We start from the raw sequence: 20,503 nt of genomic DNA on the forward strand, positions 1-20,503 counted from the left end.
CGGGCCCAGCCTGTATATACCGGTTTTCTCCATAATTATACGGAAACACACCCACTTCGCCATAAAACCCGACATTTTCATTAATTGGGGGCTGGGGGGGGCCTCCCCGGGGGCAAACCACCCCGCTCCTGCCTGAAGGGTATAATTACTATGGTCTGGGCGCCAGAGTTGCGCCAACCGTTTTTTGAAAGGTTTCGTGTGGAGATTCTCCAGGTTGTCATGCAGGTGCTCGTCGGTATCACGAGCCTCCTGCTCACCATGCTCATTTTGCTGCACAAGGGTCGGGGTGGTGGATTGTCCGACATGTTCGGCGGCGGCGTTACCTCCAACCTCGGAGCATCGGGCGTTGCCGAGCGCAACCTCAACCGCATCACCATTATTCTGGGCCTGCTGTGGGTATCCTGCATCGTGGTCCTCGGATTGATCACCAAGTTTGACACCGGGGCTTAACTTTTCGCACTGTGCGGGGTTACCCTAGGCTTTCCACGAGCACATCTCTTCATCAGCAGCATTACCAATCGCAGCAGCACCAAGAACTGCTCGAATCTGCAGCGCATACCTGCACGATTTAACGGAGGAACAAGATGGCATCAGGCGGCAGCGCAATCCGTGGCTCGCGTGTAGGCGCGGGCCCCATGGGCGAGCAGGACCGCGGTTTTCACGCGGACCGCATCAAGGTCTCCTACTGGGATGCCCTCGGCAACGAGACCGTACGGTACTTTGCGGCGAGCCTTCCCGACGAGGAGATCCCCGTCACCATCGATTGCCCCTCATCCGGCCTTCCGGCCGGCCGCGACAAGGAGAATCCTCCCTCCGTGGTGAAGCTTGAGCCCTACAAGACGCACTTGGCCTACGTCAAGGAACGTCGAACCGAGGAAGAAGCCGAGTCTCTCCTGGAAGAGGCGCTCAATCAGTTGCGCGTTCGTCGCGGCAAGCTGTCACCTACGAACTGACTCGGCACACCAAAACCGGCTCTCGAGCATTCGAGAGCCGATGTCATAGCGTTACACTCCGCGCTTTCGGCAGCGATTGACGGGCCTAATAGGCCGGTGCGATGAGGTTTTCGGGAACCTGGGCCGCGGCATCGCTGTCGACGAAGAACATCGTGCGATAGCGTCCCTTGATTCCCGCCGCGGGAACTTCGTCGCGGCTCGCGCCGGCCAGCGCGAGTCCGAGGGCTGATGCCTTGTCTGACCCGGCCAGAACCAGCCAGACCCGGTCCGAGGAGTTGAGCACGGGCCGCGTGAGCGACAAACGAACAGCGGGTGGCTTGGGGGAGTCCCGCACGGTGATCACACTGGCCTCACGCTCGCGAATGCCCGATCGGTGCGGGAACAGCGACGCGATATGCCCGTCGGGTCCGACTCCGAGAAACGTCACGTCGAAACGGGGGTATCGAGCACCCTCCGGGGCGTGGGCAAGCAATTCAGCCGAATACCGTGCGGCCGCAGCGTCCAGCGGGTCGCCGTCGCTGGTCGCAGTCGCGTCGTCGCTGGTCGCAGTCGCGTCATCGGAAGCACCGAACGAATGGATGTTTGCTGGTGGAACGTCGATGTGATCCAGCAGAGCTTCGCGTGCCTGCCACTCGTTGCGCATGGGATCGGCGCGAGGAACCCAACGTTCGTCTCCCCACCAAAAATTCACCCGGGACCACTCAATGGTGTCGCGGGCCGCTGACTCGTTAATGGCTGCCAGCACGGCGATGCCCACGGAACCACCGGTCAGCACTACATTCGCTTCGTGCCGCTCCTGCAATACGTCCACCATGTTTGTCAAGAAGCGGGCAGCGACCGACCCGGCCAGCGCTTGCCTGCTCCGATGCACCAGCACGCGTCGATCATGTGTCACGGTCGCGCTCCGGTCCCTTGGGTCACCACGTCCTCGAGTTGCGGCAGGCCGCGGGTGATGACCTCACCATACAGCTCGTCGGGGTCGAGTCGGCGCAGTTCGTCGGCCAAGCAGTCGCGCAGGCTGCGACGCTTGAGCGTCAGGTCCTGCATTGGCTGTCCCGGCTGGTTGAGCGTGGCGATGTCGGGCACCTCGCGTTCGAGCGAGATCGTTCCCGACGCGCGGGTGAGGTGAACCCCGTGCACGCCAATGGCGAGGGGGTCTGTGGTTAGCTCGCAGTCGACGGGCACCTGAAGCTGCATTTGCAGCCATGCGGCCAGCAGGGTGGTCGACGGTGAGGCGGCAGCGCCGGTGACCTCAATTCTCGTGATCGGTTCGTAGGGCGGCTGGTCCAGCACGGCGGCCAGCTGAGCGCGCCAGGGGGTCAGTCGGGTCCAGGCGAAGTCGGTGTCGCCGGGACGGTAGCTTTCGCACAGGTGGTGTAGCGCAGCCTGCGGATCCGGCTGCGCCGAAGCATCCGTTATTCGGCGATAGGCGATGCGCCCCAGGGGAGAATCGCTGGGAACGGCCGGGGCCGTTCCGGGCCACCAGGCGACCACGGGAGCGTCCGACAGCAGCAGACCGGTGACCAAACTCTCCGGGTCTTTTGCGGCGTCGCCGCACACGCGCAAGACGATGACCTCACTGGCTCCGGCGTCGCCGCCCACCCGAATTTCCGCATCGACCCGTGCTTGTGGTGTCTTCGCGGACGCGACGGTCTCCTGGGTTGAGACGACGATGACGCGCATCGGATGCTCACGGGAGGCCTCATTGGCGGCCGCAATGGCCTCCTCCTCGTGTCCGAGGGTTGCGGCAATGATCAGGGTTAGCACGCGGCCGAGAGCGACAGCGCCGCCCTCTTCCCGAATGCGCACAAGCGCTTTCGAGATCTTCGCGGTGGTGGTGTTGGGCAGATCGACGATCATGGTCGCCTCCAGGTACGGCCATCGCGGGCCAGTAGGTCATCAGCGGATGTGGGGCCCCACGTTCCGGGGCGGTACTGCTCCGGCTGGCCCTGGGTAGCCCAGTACTCTTCGATCGGGTCGAGAATCTTCCAGGACAGTTCGACCTCTTCGTGACGGGGAAACAGCGGCGGGTCGCCGAGGAGCACATCGAGAATCAATCGCTCGTACGCTTCCGGGCTCGCCTCCGTGAAGGCATGGCCATAACCGAAATCCATGGTCACATCGCGCACCTGCATAACCACTCCGGGCACCTTTGAACCAAACCGGATCGTGACGCCTTCGTCGGGCTGAACGCGAATAACCAGGGCGTTGTGGCCCAGTTCAGCCGTCTGGCCGGGGGCAAAGAGGTATTGCGGGGCGCGTTTGAAGACCACGGCGATTTCGGTGACGCGGCGACCGAGTCGTTTGCCGGCGCGCAGGTAGAACGGCACTCCAGCCCAGCGGCGCGTGTCGATTGTCAGGCGCATGGCGGCGTAGGTCTCGGTGACCGACTCCGGGTTCATGCCGTCTTCCTCAAGAAACCCGGCCACTTTTTCGCCGCCCTGCCACCCGCCGGCGTACTGTCCGCGCGCGGTGCCGAGGCCGAGATCGGCGGGTAGCCGCACCGAGGCGAGCACCTTTTCCTTCTCGGCGCGCAGGTCGGCAGCGTCGAAAGAGATGGGCTCTTCCATCGCTGTCAGCGCGAGTAGCTGCAGCAGATGGTTCTGAATCACGTCGCGCGCTGCGCCGATACCGTCGTAGTATCCGGCGCGGCCACCCACACCGATGTCCTCGGCCATGGTGATCTGCACGTGTTCGACGTGGTTGGCGTTCCAGAGTGGTTCGAACATTTCGTTGGCGAAGCGCAACGCCAGAATGTTTTGCACCGTCTCCTTGCCGAGGTAGTGGTCGATCCGAAAAACGGAGTCGGGCGGAAAGACCGACTCGACGACATCATTGAGCTGCCGTGCCGTCTTGAGGTCGCTGCCGAACGGCTTTTCAATAACGACGCGTCGCCACTGGCCGTTCTTTTGCTCCGCCAGACCGGAGCGGCGCAGCTGCTCGGTGACCTGGGGGAAGGCCTTGGGCGGAATGGCCAGATAGAACGCATGGTTGCCCATAGTTCCCCGTTCACGATCGAGGTCGTCCACAGTCTGGGTGAGGCGGGTAAATGCCTCGTCGTCGTCAAAAGTGCCCGAAACAAAACGTATGCCCTCGGACAGCTGTGCCCAGACATCTTCGTGGAACTCGGTACGGGCGTGCTCCTTGACGGCGTCATGCACAACCTGCATGAAGTCTTCGTTGTCCCAGTCTCGGCGGGCGAAGCCGACGAGAGCGAAACCGGGAGGTAACAGCCCACGGTTAGCGAGGTCATAGACCGCGGGCATGAGTTTCTTGCGCGCGAGGTCACCCGTGACGCCGAAGATTACGAGGCTGGAGGGCCCGGCAATTCGATTCAGGCGATAGTCGGAGGGGGATCTGAGCGGGTTAAACTCCGGAGTAATTTCCACCGGGGACATGCAGCTCCTTTGACGGGACAGTGCAGAAATATTGGGGATGAATCAGGGGTATAACGGGCGGGGATGCTGCGAAAAGAATAGTGCGTTCAGCTGGTTGATTCCTCGCGGGCAGCGCCCGGGAGGAACCAACCCCCGGCTAGGCCAAGGCCTGAAACAGGGTGGAGATGTTCTGCTTCGGCTGGGTCAGGGTCAGGGTCAACACGGGGCGCCCGTGCTCGGCGAGTACGCCTGCGTCGCCACTGGCCTGCGCCTGGATCAGTTCGCCAAAGGTAAAGGGGCGCTCGGGAATGTCGAGGTCCTCCGCCGGCGTGGCCAGAATTTGCAGGTACACGGCGGTTGCCGGCCCACCCTTGTGGAACTGCCCGGTGGAGTGCAGAAAGCGTGGGCCCCAACCAAATGTGACCGGACGCTTGGACAGTAAGGCGAGCTTGTTGCGAATGTCGGCCAGTTCCGGAAGGGCGAGGCGGTCGACGTAGGCCTGAACGGCAACATAACCGTCGGGGCCGAGCTCTTCGAGCAACGCGTCGATCGCCGAAGCGAGGTCGCTTGCCGCACCGATGATGTGCGGGGTGCCACGCACTTCGATGCCGTCCGCGATGAATGCGGCCGGTTCTGCCGCGGGGCGCGCGTCGAGAAGACCTCGGGTGGCGATCTTGGCGGACTCCACGTCGGGCTGGTCGAACGGGTTGATCCCGAGCAGACGCCCGGCAACGACGGTTGCGTATTCCCAGACCAAGAATTGTGCGCCGAGAGTTCCGCTGACGCGAATCTCGTCGCCCGTTTCGTTAAACAGGTTGGTGCCGGCGTCAGCGACGACCCGCACGAGCTGCAGGTCTGGAAGCGTCTCGGTCAGTTCGGGAGCGTCAAGCTCAAGCACGACCGGCAAAATACCGGTGCCACGCTTGCCTGTGGATTCGGCGATGAGTTGTTCGACCCAGTCGGCGAGCCCCACAATGTGGGTACCGTCCGAGATGATGGCGAGCTTGTCACGGCGCGGGCTGGTGGCGGCGATCGCCGCGCCGAGCACGAGTCCCGGGTTCTCGGGCGAGTCCGCGGCCAGAGCCAGCGAAATAGACTCAGCCTCGTCGAGCAGCGCACCGATATCAACGCCGGCCAGTCCCGACGGCACGAGACCGAAAGCTGTCAATGCGGAGTAGCGTCCGCCCACGGTCGGGTCGGCGTTGAAGACGCGGTAGCCGGCTTCTCGAGCGAATGTCTCGAGCGGCGACCCGGGGTCGGTCACGACGATGATGCGTTCGGCCGGGTCGATGCCGATGGCCTGGAAGGCGCGTTCGAACACGCGGCGTTGGCTGTCGGTTTCGACGGTTGAACCGCTCTTGGAGGAGACGACGAGGGCCGTTCCGGCCAGGTTGTCGTTCAGTGCCGAGAGCACCTGGCCGGGGGCGGTCGCGTCGAGCACGGTCAGATTCATGCCGGCGGTGCGGGTGATGACCTCGGGGGCCAGTGACGACCCACCCATGCCGGCGAGAGCGATCTGGGTGACACCGCGAGCCTGCAGGCTAGCCCGCAGGCTCGCGATTTCGGCTACGAGCGGGCGTGACACGGCGACGGATTCGGTAAAGCCGAGGCGCAGTGCGGCTTCGGCTTCGGCCTCCGGCCCCCACAGGGCGGGGTCGAGGGCCGTGATGCCGGAGGCGACGAGATCTGTGACCAGGGTGGGTACCGTGGCGCGTACGGCATCGGCCGCGGCGCCACTCACCGAGATGCGAAAGCTCATCACACGGCCGACGTGGTCGAGGCAGCGGTGAGGGCCGCCTGCACCGTGTCGAGCAGTTCGTTCCAGGACACCGCAAACTTCGATAGGCCCTCTTCTTCGAGCAGGCGAGTGACATCGTCATACGAGACGCCCTGGGCGGCCAGCGCGTCGAGCACGGCGTTGGCCGCGGCGTACGAACGGGTCACCGAGTCGGCCGGGATGACGCCGTGGTCGGCGGCGGCCTGCATGGTCTTTTCGGGCATTGTGTTGACGACCTCGGGGGCGACCAGCTCGGTTATGTAGAGGGTGTCGGGCAGGCTGGCGTCCTTGACACCGGTCGAGGCCCAGAGCGGGCGCTGTTTGGTGGCGCCGGCCTTGATCAGGCCGAGTGCACGCTCACTGCTGAACGCCTGCTCGTAGACCTGGTAGGCGAGCTGTGCGTTGGCGACGCCGGCCTTGCTCTTGAGGGCGAGGGCTTCGGGCGTACCGATCGCTTCGAGGCGGGCGTTGATTTCGGAGTCGACGCGCGAGACGAAGAATGAGGCAACCGAGTGAATCGTGGAGAGGTCGATGCCGGCAACCTTGGCCTGCTCGAGTCCGGCCAGGTAGGCGTTGATGACCTGGCGGTGACGCTCCAGGCTGAAGATCAGGGTGACGTTGACGCTGATTCCGAGGGCGATGGTTGCCGTGATGGCCTCCAGGCCTTCGACCGTCGCGGGAATCTTGATCATCGCGTTGGGACGACTGACCTTCTTCCAGAGCTGCTGGGCCTCCGCGACCGTGCCGGCAGCGTCGCGGGCGAGGCTCGGCTCGACCTCGATCGAGACGCGGCCGTCCTGGCCATTGGTCGAGTCGTAGACCGGGCGGAAGATGTCGCAAGCGGCGGCGACGTCGTCGGTGGTGATGGCGAAGACGGCGTCGGTCACGTTCGTGCCGGCGGCGGCCAGTGTCGCGACCTGCTCGGTATACGCCTCGCCCTTGGCCAGGGCGCCGGCGAAGATCGTCGGGTTGGTGGTCACGCCCACGACGTTGCTGTTCTCGATCAGGTCCTGCAGTCCGCCGGAATTGATGCGATCACGGGAAAGGTCGTCGAGCCAGATACTGACGCCGGCTGCGGACAGCTGGGCGAGGGGGGTGGGGTTTGTCATAGTTGAAATCTCCTGATCGTGCTGCCGTCAGGCAGCTGGCTGTAGCAATGAGGTGAAAAAGGGGGGAGGTACGGAAGCATCGTGCAGACTAATACCGAACCGGGCCCATGGTTGCGGGTCAGGCTGCGCTGATGGATTCCTTGGCGGCGGCGACAACGGCTTCGGTGGTGATGCCGAATTCGCGAAACAGCGTCTGGTAATCAGCGGATGCCCCAAAGTGCTCGATCGAGATGCTGCGGCCGGCATCGCCGACGTAGCCTCGCCAGGTCAGCGCGAGGCCGGCCTCGACCGACACCCGGGCAGTGATCGCGGCGGGCAACACCGATTTGCGGTAGGCGCTGCTCTGCTCTTCGAACCATTCCAAGCACGGGGCACTCACCACGCGGGCATTGATGCCCTCGAGGGCGAGCTGGGCGCGGGCTTCAACAGCGATCTGCACCTCGGAACCGGTGCCGATCAGTATGACGTCGGGGGTTCCGCCGGCCGCTTCGGCCAGCACGTAGGCGCCACGTGCCACATTTTTGGCCGAGGCGAAGATTTCAGCGGATGCTGCGCCCTCGCCCCGCTCATACACCGGAATGTTCTGACGGGTCAGGGCGATCCCGGCGGGGCCGCTTCGGCGTTCCAGGATGGTTTTCCAGGCCCAGGCGGTTTCGTTGGCGTCGCCGGGACGCACAACGTCGAGACCCGGAATGGCTCGCAGGGTCGCGAGCTGTTCGATCGGCTGGTGGGTGGGGCCGTCCTCGCCGAGTGCGACGGAGTCGTGGGTCCAGACGAAGATGGACGGAGCCTTCATGAGCGCGGCCAGACGCACCGCGGGACGCATGTAATCGCTGAAGATCAGAAAGGTCCCGCCGAATGGGCGGGTGTTACCGTGCAGCACGATGCCGTTGAGAATGGCCGCCATGGCGTGCTCGCGAATGCCGAAGTGCAGCACGCGGCCGTAAGAGTTCCCGGCCCATTCACCGGTTGAGTGCTCGCTCGGAATGAACGAGGCGGCACCATTGATGGTGGTGTTGTTGGATTCGGCGAGGTCGGCCGAGCCGCCCCACAGCTCGGGGATCACACCGCCGAGGGCGGTGAGTACCTTTCCGGACGCCGCACGGGTCGAGACCGCGGTGCCGCCGGCGAAGACCGGAAGGGCCTCGTCGACGCCGTCGGGCAGGTTGCCGGAGAGTACCCGGTCGAGCAGAATCTTGCGCTCTGGGTTGGCCGCGGCCCACGCGTCGAACTGCACGGTCCACGCTGCGTGCTGGGCCGCACCACGTTCGAGGGCCTGCCGGGTGTGGGTGATGACCTCCAGAGCCACGTCGAAGGTCTTCTCCGGGTCAAAGCCCAGGACAGTCTTGACGCCAGCGAGTTCCTCGGCACCGAGGGCGGAGCCGTGGATCTTGCCGGTGTTCTGCTTCTTCGGGCTCGGCCAGCCGATGATCGTCTTGAGAATGATCAGGCTGGGCTTGCCGGTTTCGTTCTGGGCGGCCTCAATGGCCTTGTGTAGCTCGGCGACGTCTTCCACGTAGGAACCGGTCTTCTTCCAGTCCACCGTCTGCACGTGCCAGTGGTAGGCGGCATAGCGAGCAGCGACATCCTCGGTGAAGGCGATGTTGGTGTCGTCCTCGATCGAGATCTGGTTGCTGTCGTAGATCGCAATGAGGTTGCCGAGCTGCTGGTGACCGGCGAGAGAGGAGGCCTCGCTCGTGATGCCTTCCTGCAGGTCGCCATCGCTGGCGATGACGTACACGAAGTGGTCGAACGGGCTCGCGCCGGCGGCGGCATCCGGGTCGAGCAGGCCACGCTCGAAGCGAGACGCGTAGGCGAACCCGACAGCGGAGGCGAACCCCTGGCCGAGCGGGCCGGTGGTGATCTCGACGCCGTCGGTGTGCCCGTATTCCGGGTGGCCGGGGGTCTTGGATCCCCAGGTGCGCAGGGCCTTGAGATCCTCGAGCTCGAGGCCGTAGCCGCCGAGGTACAACTGCACGTACTGCGTCAGTGAACTGTGGCCGGCAGACAGAATGAAGCGGTCGCGACCGATCCACTCGTTGTCGACGGGGTCGCGGCGCATGACCTTCTGGAACAGCAGATACGCAGCGGGAGCGAGGCTCATCGCGGTACCGGGATGCCCATTCCCAACCTTCTCGACGGCGTCAGCCGCCAGGATGCGTGCGGTGTCGACCGCTTTGTCGTCGATGGAATCCCACTGCAATGCTGCCACGTTTATTGACCCTTCTATAAAGCGAAGATGGCGAGTTGTTGTCAACCCGTCCTGTGTTTGTCGTCACACGAATAGAGTTCGAAACCTGCTGGTTCTTCGATACCCGCCAACCACCACGAGGTGGCACCCTCAGCTGATCGGTAGCGGTTCACCACGAGGTGGCTCGCCGAATGGCAGAGAATGTGGGGGGACTCTTCAAGTATACGGAAACCGTGTCGAGGCCCACGGATCGTATGACGTTACATGAAGATGCAATCAGCATTCGGTCCCGGTGGAGTGCCCGTGAGGGCGTGACCTAGAATGAGAAGACTTGCCTAGCGTTAGAGGAACAATGGACGTCGCCCTGAAGAACCCGGTCCAAAGCGGACCGCGCACACGAAAGCGCACCCTGAAAGCGTACGTGTCCCTGACAAAACCGCGAGTTGTCGAATTACTCCTGGTTGTCACCGCACCCACAATGCTTCTCGCCGAACGGGGGATTCCCAGCCTGGGACTGATCCTCGCCACGCTCGTTGGCGGGTCGCTCAGTGCGGGTTCCGCCGGTGCGTTCAACTGTTACCTCGATCGCGATATCGACCGGCTCATGAAGCGCACGAAGAATCGCCCGTTGGTCACCGGAGAGCTCAGTGACCGAGAAGCGTTGATTTTTGCGTGGGCATTGGGCGCAGCATCCATTCTCTGGCTGGGATTACTGACCAACTGGCTCTCCGCTGCGCTGTCGTTCGGCGCAATTTTGCTCTACGTCGTGTTCTACACCATCATTCTCAAGCGTCGCACCCCCCAGAACATCGTCTGGGGTGGGGTGGCCGGCTGTATGCCCGTGCTCATCGGTTGGGCCGCCGTGACCGGGGACCTGTCCTGGCCACCAATCATTCTGTTCATGATCATTTTCTTGTGGACGCCGCCGCACTACTGGCCGCTATCGATGAAGTACCGCAGCGACTATCAGGCCGCCGGCGTTCCGATGCTCGCTGTCGTGCGTGGTCGGGCTCAGGTTGGCCTGCAGGTCATCCTCTACGCGTGGGCCACCGTTGCCTGCTCGTTACTGCTGATCCCGATCGCCGACATGGGTTTGTTGTACAGCTTCACCGCTCTTGTCACCGGCGGCTGGTTCATCTTCGAAACACACCGCCTGTATAGCCTCGCGATCCGGCGCGAGCATGTCTCACCGATGCGCGTTTTCCATGGCTCGATCGCCTACCTGACATTGCTCTTCGTGGCCGTCGGAGTCGATCCACTGCTTCCGTTCTAGGGCCACCTTCTGCGGGATTGCATCCAGACCCGGCGCAGCAGCTAGACCCGGCGGGTGAGTCGGGTGTCGATCTTGGCGACGTCGGCCATATGAATCACGACCGTCACCACGCGTCCGGCCAGAGCCATCGCTGTGCCCGTGAAGTCGGAGGCCGTGACGGTGATGGCGGGCAGCGCCGTGTCGTCGACGATCAGGTTCGACCGGTGTGCCAGCGCGACTTCGATCTCCGACTGCTGTTGAGTATGCCGCTCGGCCCACAATTCCGACCCGAAGTCGTAGGGGTTCTTGGCATGGTTCATTACGATGTACTGCAGGTGCTGGTTGAGTGCGTCCCGAATCGGGTCGCCGCCGCGATTGGTGGAGCCCGGCACATCGGTGAACACGAATCCGCGCAGTTCGGCGATCCCGACCGGACCGGCTGGCGAATCTTCGAACCAGAAATTACCCGCGGGGTCGGCAAGCCAGTAGTGCGCCTGTGCTTCCAGCGTGCGGCCGTGATTGCCGTACCAGCTCCAGCCGCGTTCCTGAATACGTGATTGCGGCACGAAACCGAACACGGGCGGACCGAACAGGGCAAGGCGCGCCGCGTCGTCTGGCGGCTTCCATTTGGCTCCCGGAGCGAGATGCATGTCTGGAGAGTACACCGGCGGCCACCGTCGGGGGAGAGCCACGCAGCAATTCATGGGCGTTGTTCACTCCAGCGGCGCCACACATTCTGTTGCCACTTGAGTTGGGCCGCGATACCTGACAGGGCGAGGGATGTCCCCGAGCTGTCCTTCTGGCAGACTCGACTGCACCCGATCGAATCGAATGGAAGCCATGAAAACGCATCTCGTTGTTGGAGCGGGCCTGATTGGGCATCCGCTCGCCGAGCGCCTCGCGGCGCGAGGCGACTCGGTGACCATCGCGACCCGCTCCGGCTCCGCTGCTTTCGGCGCCGCCGCCCTGGTTCTCGATGCGAGTGATCCGGCCGCATTTTCGCGAGCAGCCGGTGGCATGTCAACGATCTTTCTGTGCACGAATCCGCCGTACACCGACTGGGCTGCCCAATGGCCGCCGATCTTCGATGCGGCGATTGCCGCCGCCTCCGCAACGGGCTCCCGCATCGTCGTGATGGGCAACCTGTACCCGTATGGGTCGCCGATCGTCGCCATGACCGAACACTCGCCCGAGACGACCACCGAAGCCAAGGGACTGATTCGTCAGGCCGGATGGGCAAAGATGCGCGCCGCACAGGACGCCGGCACCATCCGTGCCGTCGAGGTGCGGGCCAGCGACTACTTCGGGCCGGGAGCCACGGGCGCCGCACACCTCGGCGAATCATTTTTCACGGCGGTCCTCCGGTCCAAGACCGCCTAAGTCGTGGGCAAAGCACAGCTCGAACACAGCTGGAGCTACCTACCCGACATCGTGACTACGCTCATCGCCGCCGCAGACCATACCGGCGACTGGGGCCGAATCTGGCATGTTCCCAGCGCCACCGTCAGCCGCACGGACATCGCCGCGCAGCTCAACTTGCACTTTGGAATCCGGGGAAAGGTCTCCGGGTATCCGCAATGGCTGTTGCACGCGTTCGGTGTGGCCAATCCGATGATGCACGAAGTGTGGGCTTCGAGCTACCAGTTCATGGTGCCGTACGTCATCGACTCGACCGAAACCGAGAGCGTACTCGGCGTCGCCGCCTCACCCTGGAACGAGGCCCTCCTCGCCACGGCTGAGAGCTACCGCAGCAGGAAATGACGGCCCGGATCCCGGCCGACAATCCGCCACGGATGACGAACTACCGGCCGCTGGCCTCATGTGCCAGCGCAAATTCCGTGGCGTGGGCGGTAACACCGGCCGGGGCCTTGAGATTCAGCACGACGGCGGCCATCGTTGCGGCGAGCACACAGGCGAGCACCATGTGCAGGCCGACGAGCACCGGCGGTAGACCCAGGTTTGCCTGCAGCAGTCCGACCACAATCTGCACGAGCTCAATCACCAACAGCGTGACGACGAACGAACGCACGGGCAGTCTGCCGCGAACGGATGCCACCAGCAGCACGATTGTCAAAATCAGCGTCGCGTAGCCCGGCCAGGCATGCAGGTGCGCGAGCAACTCAGAATTGAAGCCCGTTCGACCCGCGGCAACATCACCCGAATGCGGTCCGGAGGCTGTGGTCAGCACGCCCATAATCACGGTCAGCGCGACGGCGAAGCTCGTGACATGGGCCAGGCCGGCGAAGCCGACCGGAACGACGAGGGCGCGCGGCCCCGGAGCGATATAGACCCGGTGCACGAGCACCGTGGCAATACAGACCATGATGAGCGACACAGTGAAGTGAAAGCCGACGATGAACGGGTTGAGGCCGGTCAACACGGTGATGCCGCCGACGACCGCTTGGGCGAGAACACCGGCGGCGAGGATCACGGCAAGTATGAAGAGGTCCTTGCGTTGCTTGCGCAAACGCACGAGCAGAACGACTGCCGCGATTGCAATGATGCCGATCAGTCCGGTCATCAGGCGGTTGGCAAACTCAATGACACCGTGCACACCCATCTCCGGCGTTGGCACCAACGAGCCGGCAACACAGGTCGGCCAAGTGGGGCAGCCGAGTCCCGAACCGGTGAGGCGAACAGCGCCGCCCGTTCCGACAATCACAATCTCCGTCACGAGGGACAGCCAGGCAACCACGCGGATGCGTACGTCGATAGCGCTCGGTAGCCATTGGTATATCGGATTCACGGGTTCTGCTCCCACTGTCTTTCTCATGATCGCGTGTCTTCTGATCGTGCCCTGTTCAAATGTGAATCGACCGGCAAGCACGCGTATCCTGCTGATCAACCTGTAGAATTGAAACTTCCATGGAGATCATTCGCGCGGTCAAGGTGATTGCACGATTTTATCGAAACTGAACAGTGCCTCAACAGGCTCTGGCCGGTTCAGATTTTTGCTCCATGAATATTCTAAGTACGCAACGTAGCTGTCCACACAACCCGTTCCTCGTGGTCTCCACCGAGATCGCCCGGGAATGACCGGACTAATATCCGGGTTGTGCTGGGTGGAGAAGAGGTAATTATGTCGGATGTCCTGCTAGACCGTCCCGACCTTGAGGGGATTGGCACCTACGAATTCGGGTGGGCCGATTCAGACAAGGCCGGCGCATCCGCTCGCCGTGGTATTTCCCCCGAGGTCGTCACGGACATCTCGAACCTGAAATCCGAGCCTGACTGGATGCTGCAGCGGCGCCTCAAGGCCCTGCAGCTGTTCGAACGCAAGCCCATGCCCACCTGGGGCGCCGACCTCTCCGAGATCGACTTCGACAACATCAAGTACTTTGTGCGCTCCACGGAGAAGCAGGCACAGACCTGGGAAGACCTGCCCGACGACATCAAGAAGACCTACGAGAAGCTCGGCATCCCCGAAGCTGAGCGCCAGCGCCTCGTCTCCGGTGTCGCCGCCCAGTACGAGTCCGAAGTGGTCTACCACCAGATCAACGAAGAACTCGAAGCGCAGGGCGTCATCTTCATGGACACCGACACGGCTCTCCGGGAGCACCCGGAGTTTTTCGAGGAGTACTTCGGCACGATCATCCCCTCCGGTGACAACAAGTTCGCCGCGCTGAACACGGCCGTCTGGTCGGGCGGATCATTCGTCTACGTGCCGCCCGGCGTGCACGTGGAGATTCCGTTGCAGGCCTACTTCCGCATCAACACGGAGAACATGGGCCAGTTTGAGCGCACGCTCATCATCGCCGACGAGGGCAGCTACGTGCACTACATCGAGGGCTGCACCGCCCCGATCTACAAGTCTGACTCGCTGCACTCCGCCGTCGTCGAGATCGTCGTGAAGAAGAACGCCCGTGTTCGCTACACAACCATCCAGAACTGGTCGAACAACGTCTACAACCTCGTCACTAAGCGGGCCACGGCCGGCGAAGGCGCCACCATGGAGTGGATCGATGGCAACATCGGTTCCAAGGTCACCATGAAGTATCCGTCCATCTATCTCATGGGCGAGCACGCCAAGGGTGAGACACTCTCGGTGGCCTTCGCAGGACCCGGCCAGCACCAGGACGCCGGCGCCAAGATGATCCACATGGCTCCCTACACCCAGTCGTCGATCGTTTCCAAGTCCATCGCTCGCGGTGGCGGACGCAGCGGGTACCGTGGTGAGGTTCGGGTGGATGCCTCCGCGCACCATTCCGCCAACACCGTGCGTTGCGATGCCCTCCTGGTCGACACCCAGTCACGCTCCGACACCTACCCGTCCATCGACATCCGTGTTGACGACGTGCAGCTCGGGCACGAAGCCACCGTCTCCCGCGTCAGCGAAGAGCAGCTGTTCTACCTGATGAGCCGCGGTATGCCCGAAGACGAGGCGATGGCCATGATCGTTCGCGGCTTCATCGAACCGATCGCTCGGGAGCTCCCAATGGAGTACGCCCTCGAACTCAACAAGCTCATTGAAATGGGCATGGAAGGATCCGTCGGCTAAATGTCCGCCGCTTCAGCGCTCTCACAGAGCGCGTCAAAAACTGTGCCCGCATCACCCGCACCCGCTGCCGGCTCGTCCGCTCTCCCGACCGGCCAGCACGGAATCAAGGAACACTCCGACGGACGTTTCGGCTACGTGCCGGTGCAAACCCGCTCGGACCGCTTCAAGAGCGTCAGCGTCGCCGACTTCGAGGCTGTCACCGGCCGCGAGGCCGTGTGGAAGCACTCGCCCGTCGCGAAATTCACCGACCTCACCGGCGGCGAACTCGACGGATCTCGCTACCCGATCGAGTCCACCCCGGCATCGGATATTTCCGTCGAGTGGGTGCCCAGAACGGATGCCCGCATCGGCACCGCCGGTCTGCCGGAAGAACGCGCAGCCGCGAACGCCTGGGGTGTGTTCGACGAAGCCCTCGCCATCACGGTGAGCGGCGAAGAAGCCAAGGAGATCACGGTCACGCGATCGACTCTCGGCAACTCCGCGCGCGGCGCCCACACGGTCATTGAGGCCAAGCCGTTCAGCCAGGCCACGGTCATCCTGCACAACACGGGCGACGCGCGGTTGAGCGAAAACGTCGAGATCATCCTCGGTGAATCCGCGAATCTCACGGTCGTTTCTCTGCAGGAATGGAACGACTCCGCGGTGCACCTCGCCAACCATTTCGCATCCATCGGTCGTGACGCCCGCCTCAAGCACGTCGTCGTTTCCCTCGGCGGCAGCATCGTGCGGGTCAACCCCTCGGTGCGGCTGGCCGGTCCCGGCTCCGACACGCTGCTCCTCGGCCTCTACTTCGCGGATGCCGGCCAGCACCTGGAACAGCAGGTGTACGTCTTCCACGACGCCCCGAAGAGCCGCAGCCGGGTCAACTACAAGGGTGCGTTGCAGGGTCAGGACGCCCGAACGGTCTGGATCGGCGACGTGCTGATCGGCAACACGGCGGCCGGTACCGACAGCTACGAACAGAACCGCAATCTTGTGCTCAGTGAGGGCACCCGCGCCGATTCCATCCCCAACCTGGAGATTGAAACCGGCGACATCGTTGGGGCCGGTCACGCCAGTGCCACCGGACGCTTCGACGACGAGCAGCTGTTCTACCTTCAGGCTCGCGGCATCACCGAAGAAGAAGCGCGGCGCCTCGTCGTGCGCGGATTCCTCACCGAGGTCGTGCAGCAGATTGGTTCCCCCGAACTTGAAGCTCGGTTGCAACTCGCAATCGAAGCCGAACTCACTGGAACGGACGTCAAGTAAGCATGGCCGCAACGAAGATCTGCGCTCTCGATGAGCTCGAAGTTAACCAAGCCGTCAAGGTCGAAATTGATGGCGTCGCCATCGCCCTCGTGCGTGACGCCGCTGGCGACGTCTTCGCCATCGGCGACACCTGCACGCACGGCGATATCTCCCTGTCCGAGGGATTCGTGGAGGGACAGACTCTCGAGTGCTGGGCCCACGGCTCGATGTTCTCCCTCACCAGCGGCAAGCCGCTGTCCCTACCGGCCTACGACCCGGTCCCGGTTTACAACGTTGAGCTCATCGATGGTTTCGTCTTCGTCGATCCTTCCGTCACCGTCGCGGTTTAACGACCGCCTCACCAGCCATTTTAGAAAGGGATAAGACATTCATGTCTGTTCTTGAAATCAAAGACCTGCACGTCAGCGTCGAGACCGACCAGGGCACCAAGCAGATTCTGCGCGGCGTCAACCTCACCATCAACGAGGGCGAAATCCATGCCATCATGGGCCCGAACGGCTCAGGCAAGTCCACCCTCGCCTACACGATCGCCGGCCACCCCAAGTATCACGTTGAGAGCGGGTCCGTCCTGCTCGACGGTGCCGAAGTGCTTACCATGACGGTGGATGCCCGCGCCCGCGCGGGCCTGTTCCTGGCCATGCAGTACCCGGTCGAGATTCCCGGAGTGACGGTCACCAACTTTCTCCGCACGGCCAAGACGGCCATCGAGGGTGAAGCCCCGCCGATCCGCACCTGGATCAAGGATGTGCGCCAGGCGATGACCAACCTCCGCATGGATAAGACCTTCGCCGAACGTAACGTCAACGAGGGCTTCTCCGGTGGCGAGAAGAAGCGCAACGAGATTCTCCAGCTCGAACTGCTGGGGCCCAAGTTCGCCGTACTCGACGAGACCGACTCCGGCCTCGACGTCGACGCGCTCAAGATCGTTTCCGAGGGCGTCAATCGCGCCAAGGCCAATACCGGCCTTGGACTGCTCCTGATCACGCATTACACGCGCATCCTGCGCTACATCCACCCCGACTTCGTGCACGTCTTCGTCAACGGCAGGATCGCCGAACAGGGCGGCCCAGAGCTCGCCGACCGCCTTGAGGATGAAGGCTACGATCGCTTCCTTGTCCCGTCGGTCGTAGGCTAGTCCAATGGCTTCAACACTCAGTCCGGCTCGCTTCGACGAAATCGAAGAAGCCCTCAAAGACGTCATGGACCCGGAACTCGGCATCAATGTCGTTGACCTCGGCCTCATCTACGACCTCGGCTGGGATGACGAGAACAACGCGCTCATCATTCACATGACCCTCACCTCGGCCGGCTGCCCGCTGACCGATGTGCTCGAAGAGCAGACGGCTGAGGCGCTCGATGGCGTCGTCGACCAGTTCCGCATCAACTGGGTCTGGATGCCGCCGTGGGGTCCCGAGAAGATCACCGACGACGGCCGCGACATGATGCGGGCCCTCGGCTTCGCAATGTAGCTTCTGTATTTCCCGAAGGCCCCGTTCGCGCCCGCAGCCGGGGCCTTTCGGTCTGTGAACAATCTGTTTTTGGCTGGGTCGCGGCGGTGTGCTCCGGTGCCATTCGGGTGGGTCACGGCGTGTCGTCCCACAGCATGACCCAACGGCATGACCCAACGGCATGACCCAACGGCATGACCCAACGGCAAGACACAGTCGCGACCCGCGACAGCTAGCAAGCCGCTCTAGCGAGTGGAACGGTATGCTAGTTGTGTGGATACAGGGGAAAACGGAGCGATTCGGCGGCGGGCAGCCCAGGCAGCGGAAACGCGTGCTGAGATCGTCATGGCGGCCGGCCGGCTCATGCTCGAGCGCGGCTATGTGCGCACGTCGGTCGCGGCGATTGCGGGGGAGGCCGGCGTCGTCGTGCAAACGATCTACAACTCGGTGGGCTCGAAAGCCGAGCTGCTCGCGGCGGTGCTCGACCGGGTTGCTGAGGAACCGGATGCCCCGGCCTTGCTGTCCGGAGCTACTCGCGAACGCATTGCCGAGGCCCACACGGCGACCGAGGTCATTCGCATTCTTGCCCGCGCAAGCGCGCTCGTGAATGAGCGCACCTCGGGCATTTTGCGCATTGTCAGCGAAGCGGCCGTGGTCGATCCCGACGTGGGCGAGTTCGAGAAGAAGCGTGATGCGGCCCGGTTGCACGGCTTTGGCGAGGTGGCGGTTGCGCTGCGGGAGAAGCGCGGACTGCGCGGGGGAGTCAGCGATCACGAGGCAGCGGCGACCATGTGGGCGCTGGCTCATCCGCATACCTTCAGAACGCTGGTTCTGTCACTCGGCTGGTCCACGGAGGCGTACTTCAACTGGTTGGAAAAGTCACTTATGGCTGCACTGCTCTAGACCAGAGCGGGTACCCGTGTGCCGAGCACAGCCTGAAGGCAAATATACTAGTGAGTTGGGCCGCTCTGGCCCACCCACACTTCACACCCGTACAAACACTTCGAATGGACTATTGCTGTGCTCAACGTGCAAGATCTCGAAATCCGCGTTGGAGCCCGCGTGCTCATGGAGGGCGTCAACTTCCGCGTCGCGAGCGGTGACAAGATCGGCCTCGTCGGCCGTAACGGTGCAGGCAAGACGACACTGACGAAGACGCTCGCCGGGGAGACGAACCCGACCAAGGGTTCGATCAGCCACTCGGGTGAGATCGGCTACCTGCCCCAGGACCCGCGTGCCGGCGACCCGACCATGCTCGCCCGCACCCGCATCCTCGATGCGCGTGGCCTCGGCACCATCGCCCTCGGCATGCACGAGTCCAGCCTGGCCATGGGCGACCCCGATCCCACGATCAGCGCCGTGGCCATGAAAAAGTACGGCCGCCTGACCGACGAGTTCAACGGCCTCGGCGGTTATTCCGCCGAAGCTGAAGCCGCGTCGATCGCCAGCAATTTGAAACTGCCCGACCATATTCTCGACCAGGCGCTCAGCACTCTCTCGGGTGGTCAACGTCGTCGCATCGAGCTCGCTCGCATCCTGTTCTCGGCTGCTGAGATGATGATTCTTGACGAGCCCACCAACCACCTCGACGCCGATTCGGTGGCCTGGCTGCGCGAGTTCGTTAAGAATTATAAGGGCGGTGTCATCATCATCAGCCACGACATCGAACTCGTCGGCGAAACGGTCAACCGGGTGTTCTACCTCGACGCGAACCGCATGATGATCGATATCTACAACATGAACTGGAAGAACTACCTGCTCCAGCGCACAGCGGATGCTGACCGTCGCAAGAAGGAACGCTCCAACGCCGAGAAGAAGGCCTCAACCCTGCAGCTGCAGGCCGCGAAGTTCGGCGCCAAGGCCAGCAAGGCCGCCGCAGCCCACCAGATGGTGGCCCGTGCCGAGAAGCTTCTCTCCGGGCTCGACGCCGTGCGTGCCGTGGAACGCGTCGCCAAGTTGCGGTTCCCCGAGCCCGCACCGTGTGGCCGAACTCCGCTCATGGCCAAGGACCTGTCGAAGAGCTACGGTTCCCTGGAGATCTTCACCGCCGTCGACCTCGCGATCGACCGCGGGTCAAAGGTCGTTATTCTCGGGCTCAACGGTGCCGGAAAGACCACCCTCCTGCGGATGCTTGCGGGCGTCGACGAATCCGACACCGGCTCGATCGAACCCGGCCACGGCCTGCGCATCGGTTATTACGCGCAGGAACACGAGACAATCGACGTCAAACGCAGCGTGCTCGAGAACATGGTCTCCTCGTCACCGAGTATCACCGAGATGGAAGCCCGCCGGGTACTCGGCTCGTTCCTGTTCACCGGTGACGACTCCAACAAGCCGGCCGGCGTGCTGTCCGGTGGCGAGAAGACCCGTCTCGCGCTGGCCATGATCGTGGTTTCGGGCGCCAACGTGCTGCTGCTTGACGAGCCCACTAACAACCTCGACCCGGCCAGCCGCGAGGAGATCCTCGATGCTCTGGCGCACTATGCCGGAGCCGTCGTGCTCGTCAGCCACGATGAAGGCGCCGTTCAGGCTCTCAATCCGGAGCGCGTCTTGATCATGCCCGAGGGTACCGAGGACCACTGGAACAAGGACTACCTCGACCTGATCGAGCTGTCCTAACGATTCTCTGATTTGGCGTAGTCGCGCCGGA

Annotated in this window: 20 protein-coding genes; 12 read left to right on the forward strand and 8 right to left on the reverse strand. The window is 63.2% G+C overall.

Annotated features, from left to right (window positions below; translation table 11 throughout):
• Positions 1 to 198 precede the first annotated feature (198 nt).
• Both secG and LH475_RS06705 read left to right on the forward strand, forming a co-directional pair.
• Complete coding sequence (secG, locus tag LH475_RS06700; RefSeq protein WP_196844288.1) at positions 199 to 450, forward strand: preprotein translocase subunit SecG; 252 nt, start codon at positions 199 to 201, stop codon at positions 448 to 450.
• Between the two features lie 134 nt (positions 451 to 584).
• A complete protein-coding gene (locus tag LH475_RS06705; RefSeq protein ID WP_092107849.1) occupies positions 585 to 953 on the forward strand; it encodes an RNA polymerase-binding protein RbpA in 369 nt (122 codons plus the stop codon).
• Positions 954 to 1,038: 85 nt separating this feature from the next.
• Here LH475_RS06705 and pgl read toward each other — a convergent pair whose 3' ends face one another.
• The 6 genes from pgl to tkt form a co-directional block, all read right to left on the reverse strand.
• Positions 1,039 to 1,848 carry a 6-phosphogluconolactonase gene (gene pgl / locus LH475_RS06710; protein WP_196844289.1) on the reverse strand — a complete coding sequence of 270 codons (810 nt, stop codon included), beginning with the start codon at positions 1,846 to 1,848 and terminating at the stop codon, positions 1,039 to 1,041.
• Positions 1,845 to 2,813: a glucose-6-phosphate dehydrogenase assembly protein OpcA gene (locus tag LH475_RS06715; RefSeq protein ID WP_196844290.1), complete on the reverse strand. Its 969-nt coding sequence runs from the start codon at positions 2,811 to 2,813 to the stop codon at positions 1,845 to 1,847. Before LH475_RS06715 ends, pgl begins: the two co-directional genes overlap by 4 nt.
• On the reverse strand, positions 2,810 to 4,351 hold the full coding sequence (gene zwf / locus LH475_RS06720) for a glucose-6-phosphate dehydrogenase (RefSeq protein ID WP_196844291.1): 1,542 nt from the start codon (positions 4,349 to 4,351) through the stop codon (positions 2,810 to 2,812). Before zwf ends, LH475_RS06715 begins: the two co-directional genes overlap by 4 nt.
• Positions 4,352 to 4,487: 136 nt before the next feature.
• A complete protein-coding gene (locus LH475_RS06725) occupies positions 4,488 to 6,089 on the reverse strand; it encodes a glucose-6-phosphate isomerase (protein WP_297413157.1) in 1,602 nt (533 codons plus the stop codon).
• Positions 6,089 to 7,216: a transaldolase gene (tal, locus tag LH475_RS06730; RefSeq protein WP_196844293.1), complete on the reverse strand. Its 1,128-nt coding sequence runs from the start codon at positions 7,214 to 7,216 to the stop codon at positions 6,089 to 6,091. The genes LH475_RS06725 and tal overlap by 1 nt, the downstream gene beginning before the upstream one ends.
• A 118-nt stretch (positions 7,217 to 7,334) precedes the next feature.
• A complete protein-coding gene (gene tkt, locus LH475_RS06735; RefSeq protein ID WP_196844294.1) occupies positions 7,335 to 9,428 on the reverse strand; it encodes a transketolase in 2,094 nt (697 codons plus the stop codon).
• A gap of 331 nt (positions 9,429 to 9,759) precedes the next feature.
• Here tkt and LH475_RS06740 point away from each other — a divergent pair, with 331 nt between their 5' ends.
• Positions 9,760 to 10,680, forward strand: coding sequence for a heme o synthase (locus LH475_RS06740; RefSeq protein ID WP_196844372.1), 921 nt, complete (start codon positions 9,760 to 9,762; stop codon positions 10,678 to 10,680).
• 41 nt (positions 10,681 to 10,721) lie between these two features.
• Here LH475_RS06740 and LH475_RS06745 read toward each other — a convergent pair whose 3' ends face one another.
• Positions 10,722 to 11,309, reverse strand: coding sequence for a hypothetical protein (locus LH475_RS06745; RefSeq protein ID WP_196844295.1), 588 nt, complete (start codon positions 11,307 to 11,309; stop codon positions 10,722 to 10,724).
• A 190-nt stretch (positions 11,310 to 11,499) separates the two neighbouring features.
• On the opposite strand from LH475_RS06745, the gene LH475_RS06750 reads away from it, so the two are divergent.
• Together LH475_RS06750 and LH475_RS06755 are read left to right on the forward strand one after the other, a co-directional pair.
• Positions 11,500 to 12,039 carry an NAD-dependent epimerase/dehydratase family protein gene (locus LH475_RS06750; RefSeq protein WP_196844296.1) on the forward strand — a complete coding sequence of 180 codons (540 nt, stop codon included), beginning with the start codon at positions 11,500 to 11,502 and terminating at the stop codon, positions 12,037 to 12,039.
• Between the two features lie 3 nt (positions 12,040 to 12,042).
• Positions 12,043 to 12,420 carry a hypothetical protein gene (locus LH475_RS06755; RefSeq protein WP_297413158.1) on the forward strand — a complete coding sequence of 126 codons (378 nt, stop codon included), beginning with the start codon at positions 12,043 to 12,045 and terminating at the stop codon, positions 12,418 to 12,420.
• Between the two features lie 40 nt (positions 12,421 to 12,460).
• Here the strand turns inward: LH475_RS06755 and LH475_RS06760 are convergent, their stop codons facing one another.
• Positions 12,461 to 13,405 (reverse strand): COX15/CtaA family protein, encoded by a 945-nt coding sequence (locus LH475_RS06760; RefSeq protein WP_297413159.1) that lies wholly within the window; start codon positions 13,403 to 13,405, stop codon positions 12,461 to 12,463.
• Between the two features lie 333 nt (positions 13,406 to 13,738).
• Between LH475_RS06760 and sufB the strand changes: the two genes are divergently transcribed.
• From sufB to LH475_RS06795, 7 genes are all read left to right on the forward strand, one after another.
• On the forward strand, positions 13,739 to 15,157 hold the full coding sequence (sufB, locus tag LH475_RS06765; RefSeq protein WP_297413160.1) for a Fe-S cluster assembly protein SufB: 1,419 nt from the start codon (positions 13,739 to 13,741) through the stop codon (positions 15,155 to 15,157).
• On the forward strand, positions 15,158 to 16,405 hold the full coding sequence (sufD, locus tag LH475_RS06770; RefSeq protein ID WP_196844300.1) for a Fe-S cluster assembly protein SufD: 1,248 nt from the start codon (positions 15,158 to 15,160) through the stop codon (positions 16,403 to 16,405).
• A 2-nt stretch (positions 16,406 to 16,407) separates the two neighbouring features.
• Positions 16,408 to 16,734, forward strand: coding sequence for a non-heme iron oxygenase ferredoxin subunit (locus tag LH475_RS06775; RefSeq protein WP_196844301.1), 327 nt, complete (start codon positions 16,408 to 16,410; stop codon positions 16,732 to 16,734).
• Positions 16,735 to 16,775: 41 nt separating this feature from the next.
• Positions 16,776 to 17,540, forward strand: coding sequence for a Fe-S cluster assembly ATPase SufC (gene sufC / locus LH475_RS06780; RefSeq protein ID WP_297413161.1), 765 nt, complete (start codon positions 16,776 to 16,778; stop codon positions 17,538 to 17,540).
• Between the two features lie 4 nt (positions 17,541 to 17,544).
• A complete protein-coding gene (locus LH475_RS06785; protein WP_092107875.1) occupies positions 17,545 to 17,874 on the forward strand; it encodes a metal-sulfur cluster assembly factor in 330 nt (109 codons plus the stop codon).
• 252 nt (positions 17,875 to 18,126) lie between these two features.
• Positions 18,127 to 18,756, forward strand: coding sequence for a TetR/AcrR family transcriptional regulator (locus LH475_RS06790; protein WP_196844303.1), 630 nt, complete (start codon positions 18,127 to 18,129; stop codon positions 18,754 to 18,756).
• 117 nt (positions 18,757 to 18,873) lie between these two features.
• A complete protein-coding gene (locus tag LH475_RS06795) occupies positions 18,874 to 20,472 on the forward strand; it encodes an ABC-F family ATP-binding cassette domain-containing protein (RefSeq protein ID WP_196844304.1) in 1,599 nt (532 codons plus the stop codon).
• Positions 20,473 to 20,503: the final 31 nt, after the last annotated feature.

This window comes from Cryobacterium sp. (assembly GCF_026786305.1).
Lineage (GTDB): Bacteria > Actinomycetota > Actinomycetes > Actinomycetales > Microbacteriaceae > Cryobacterium.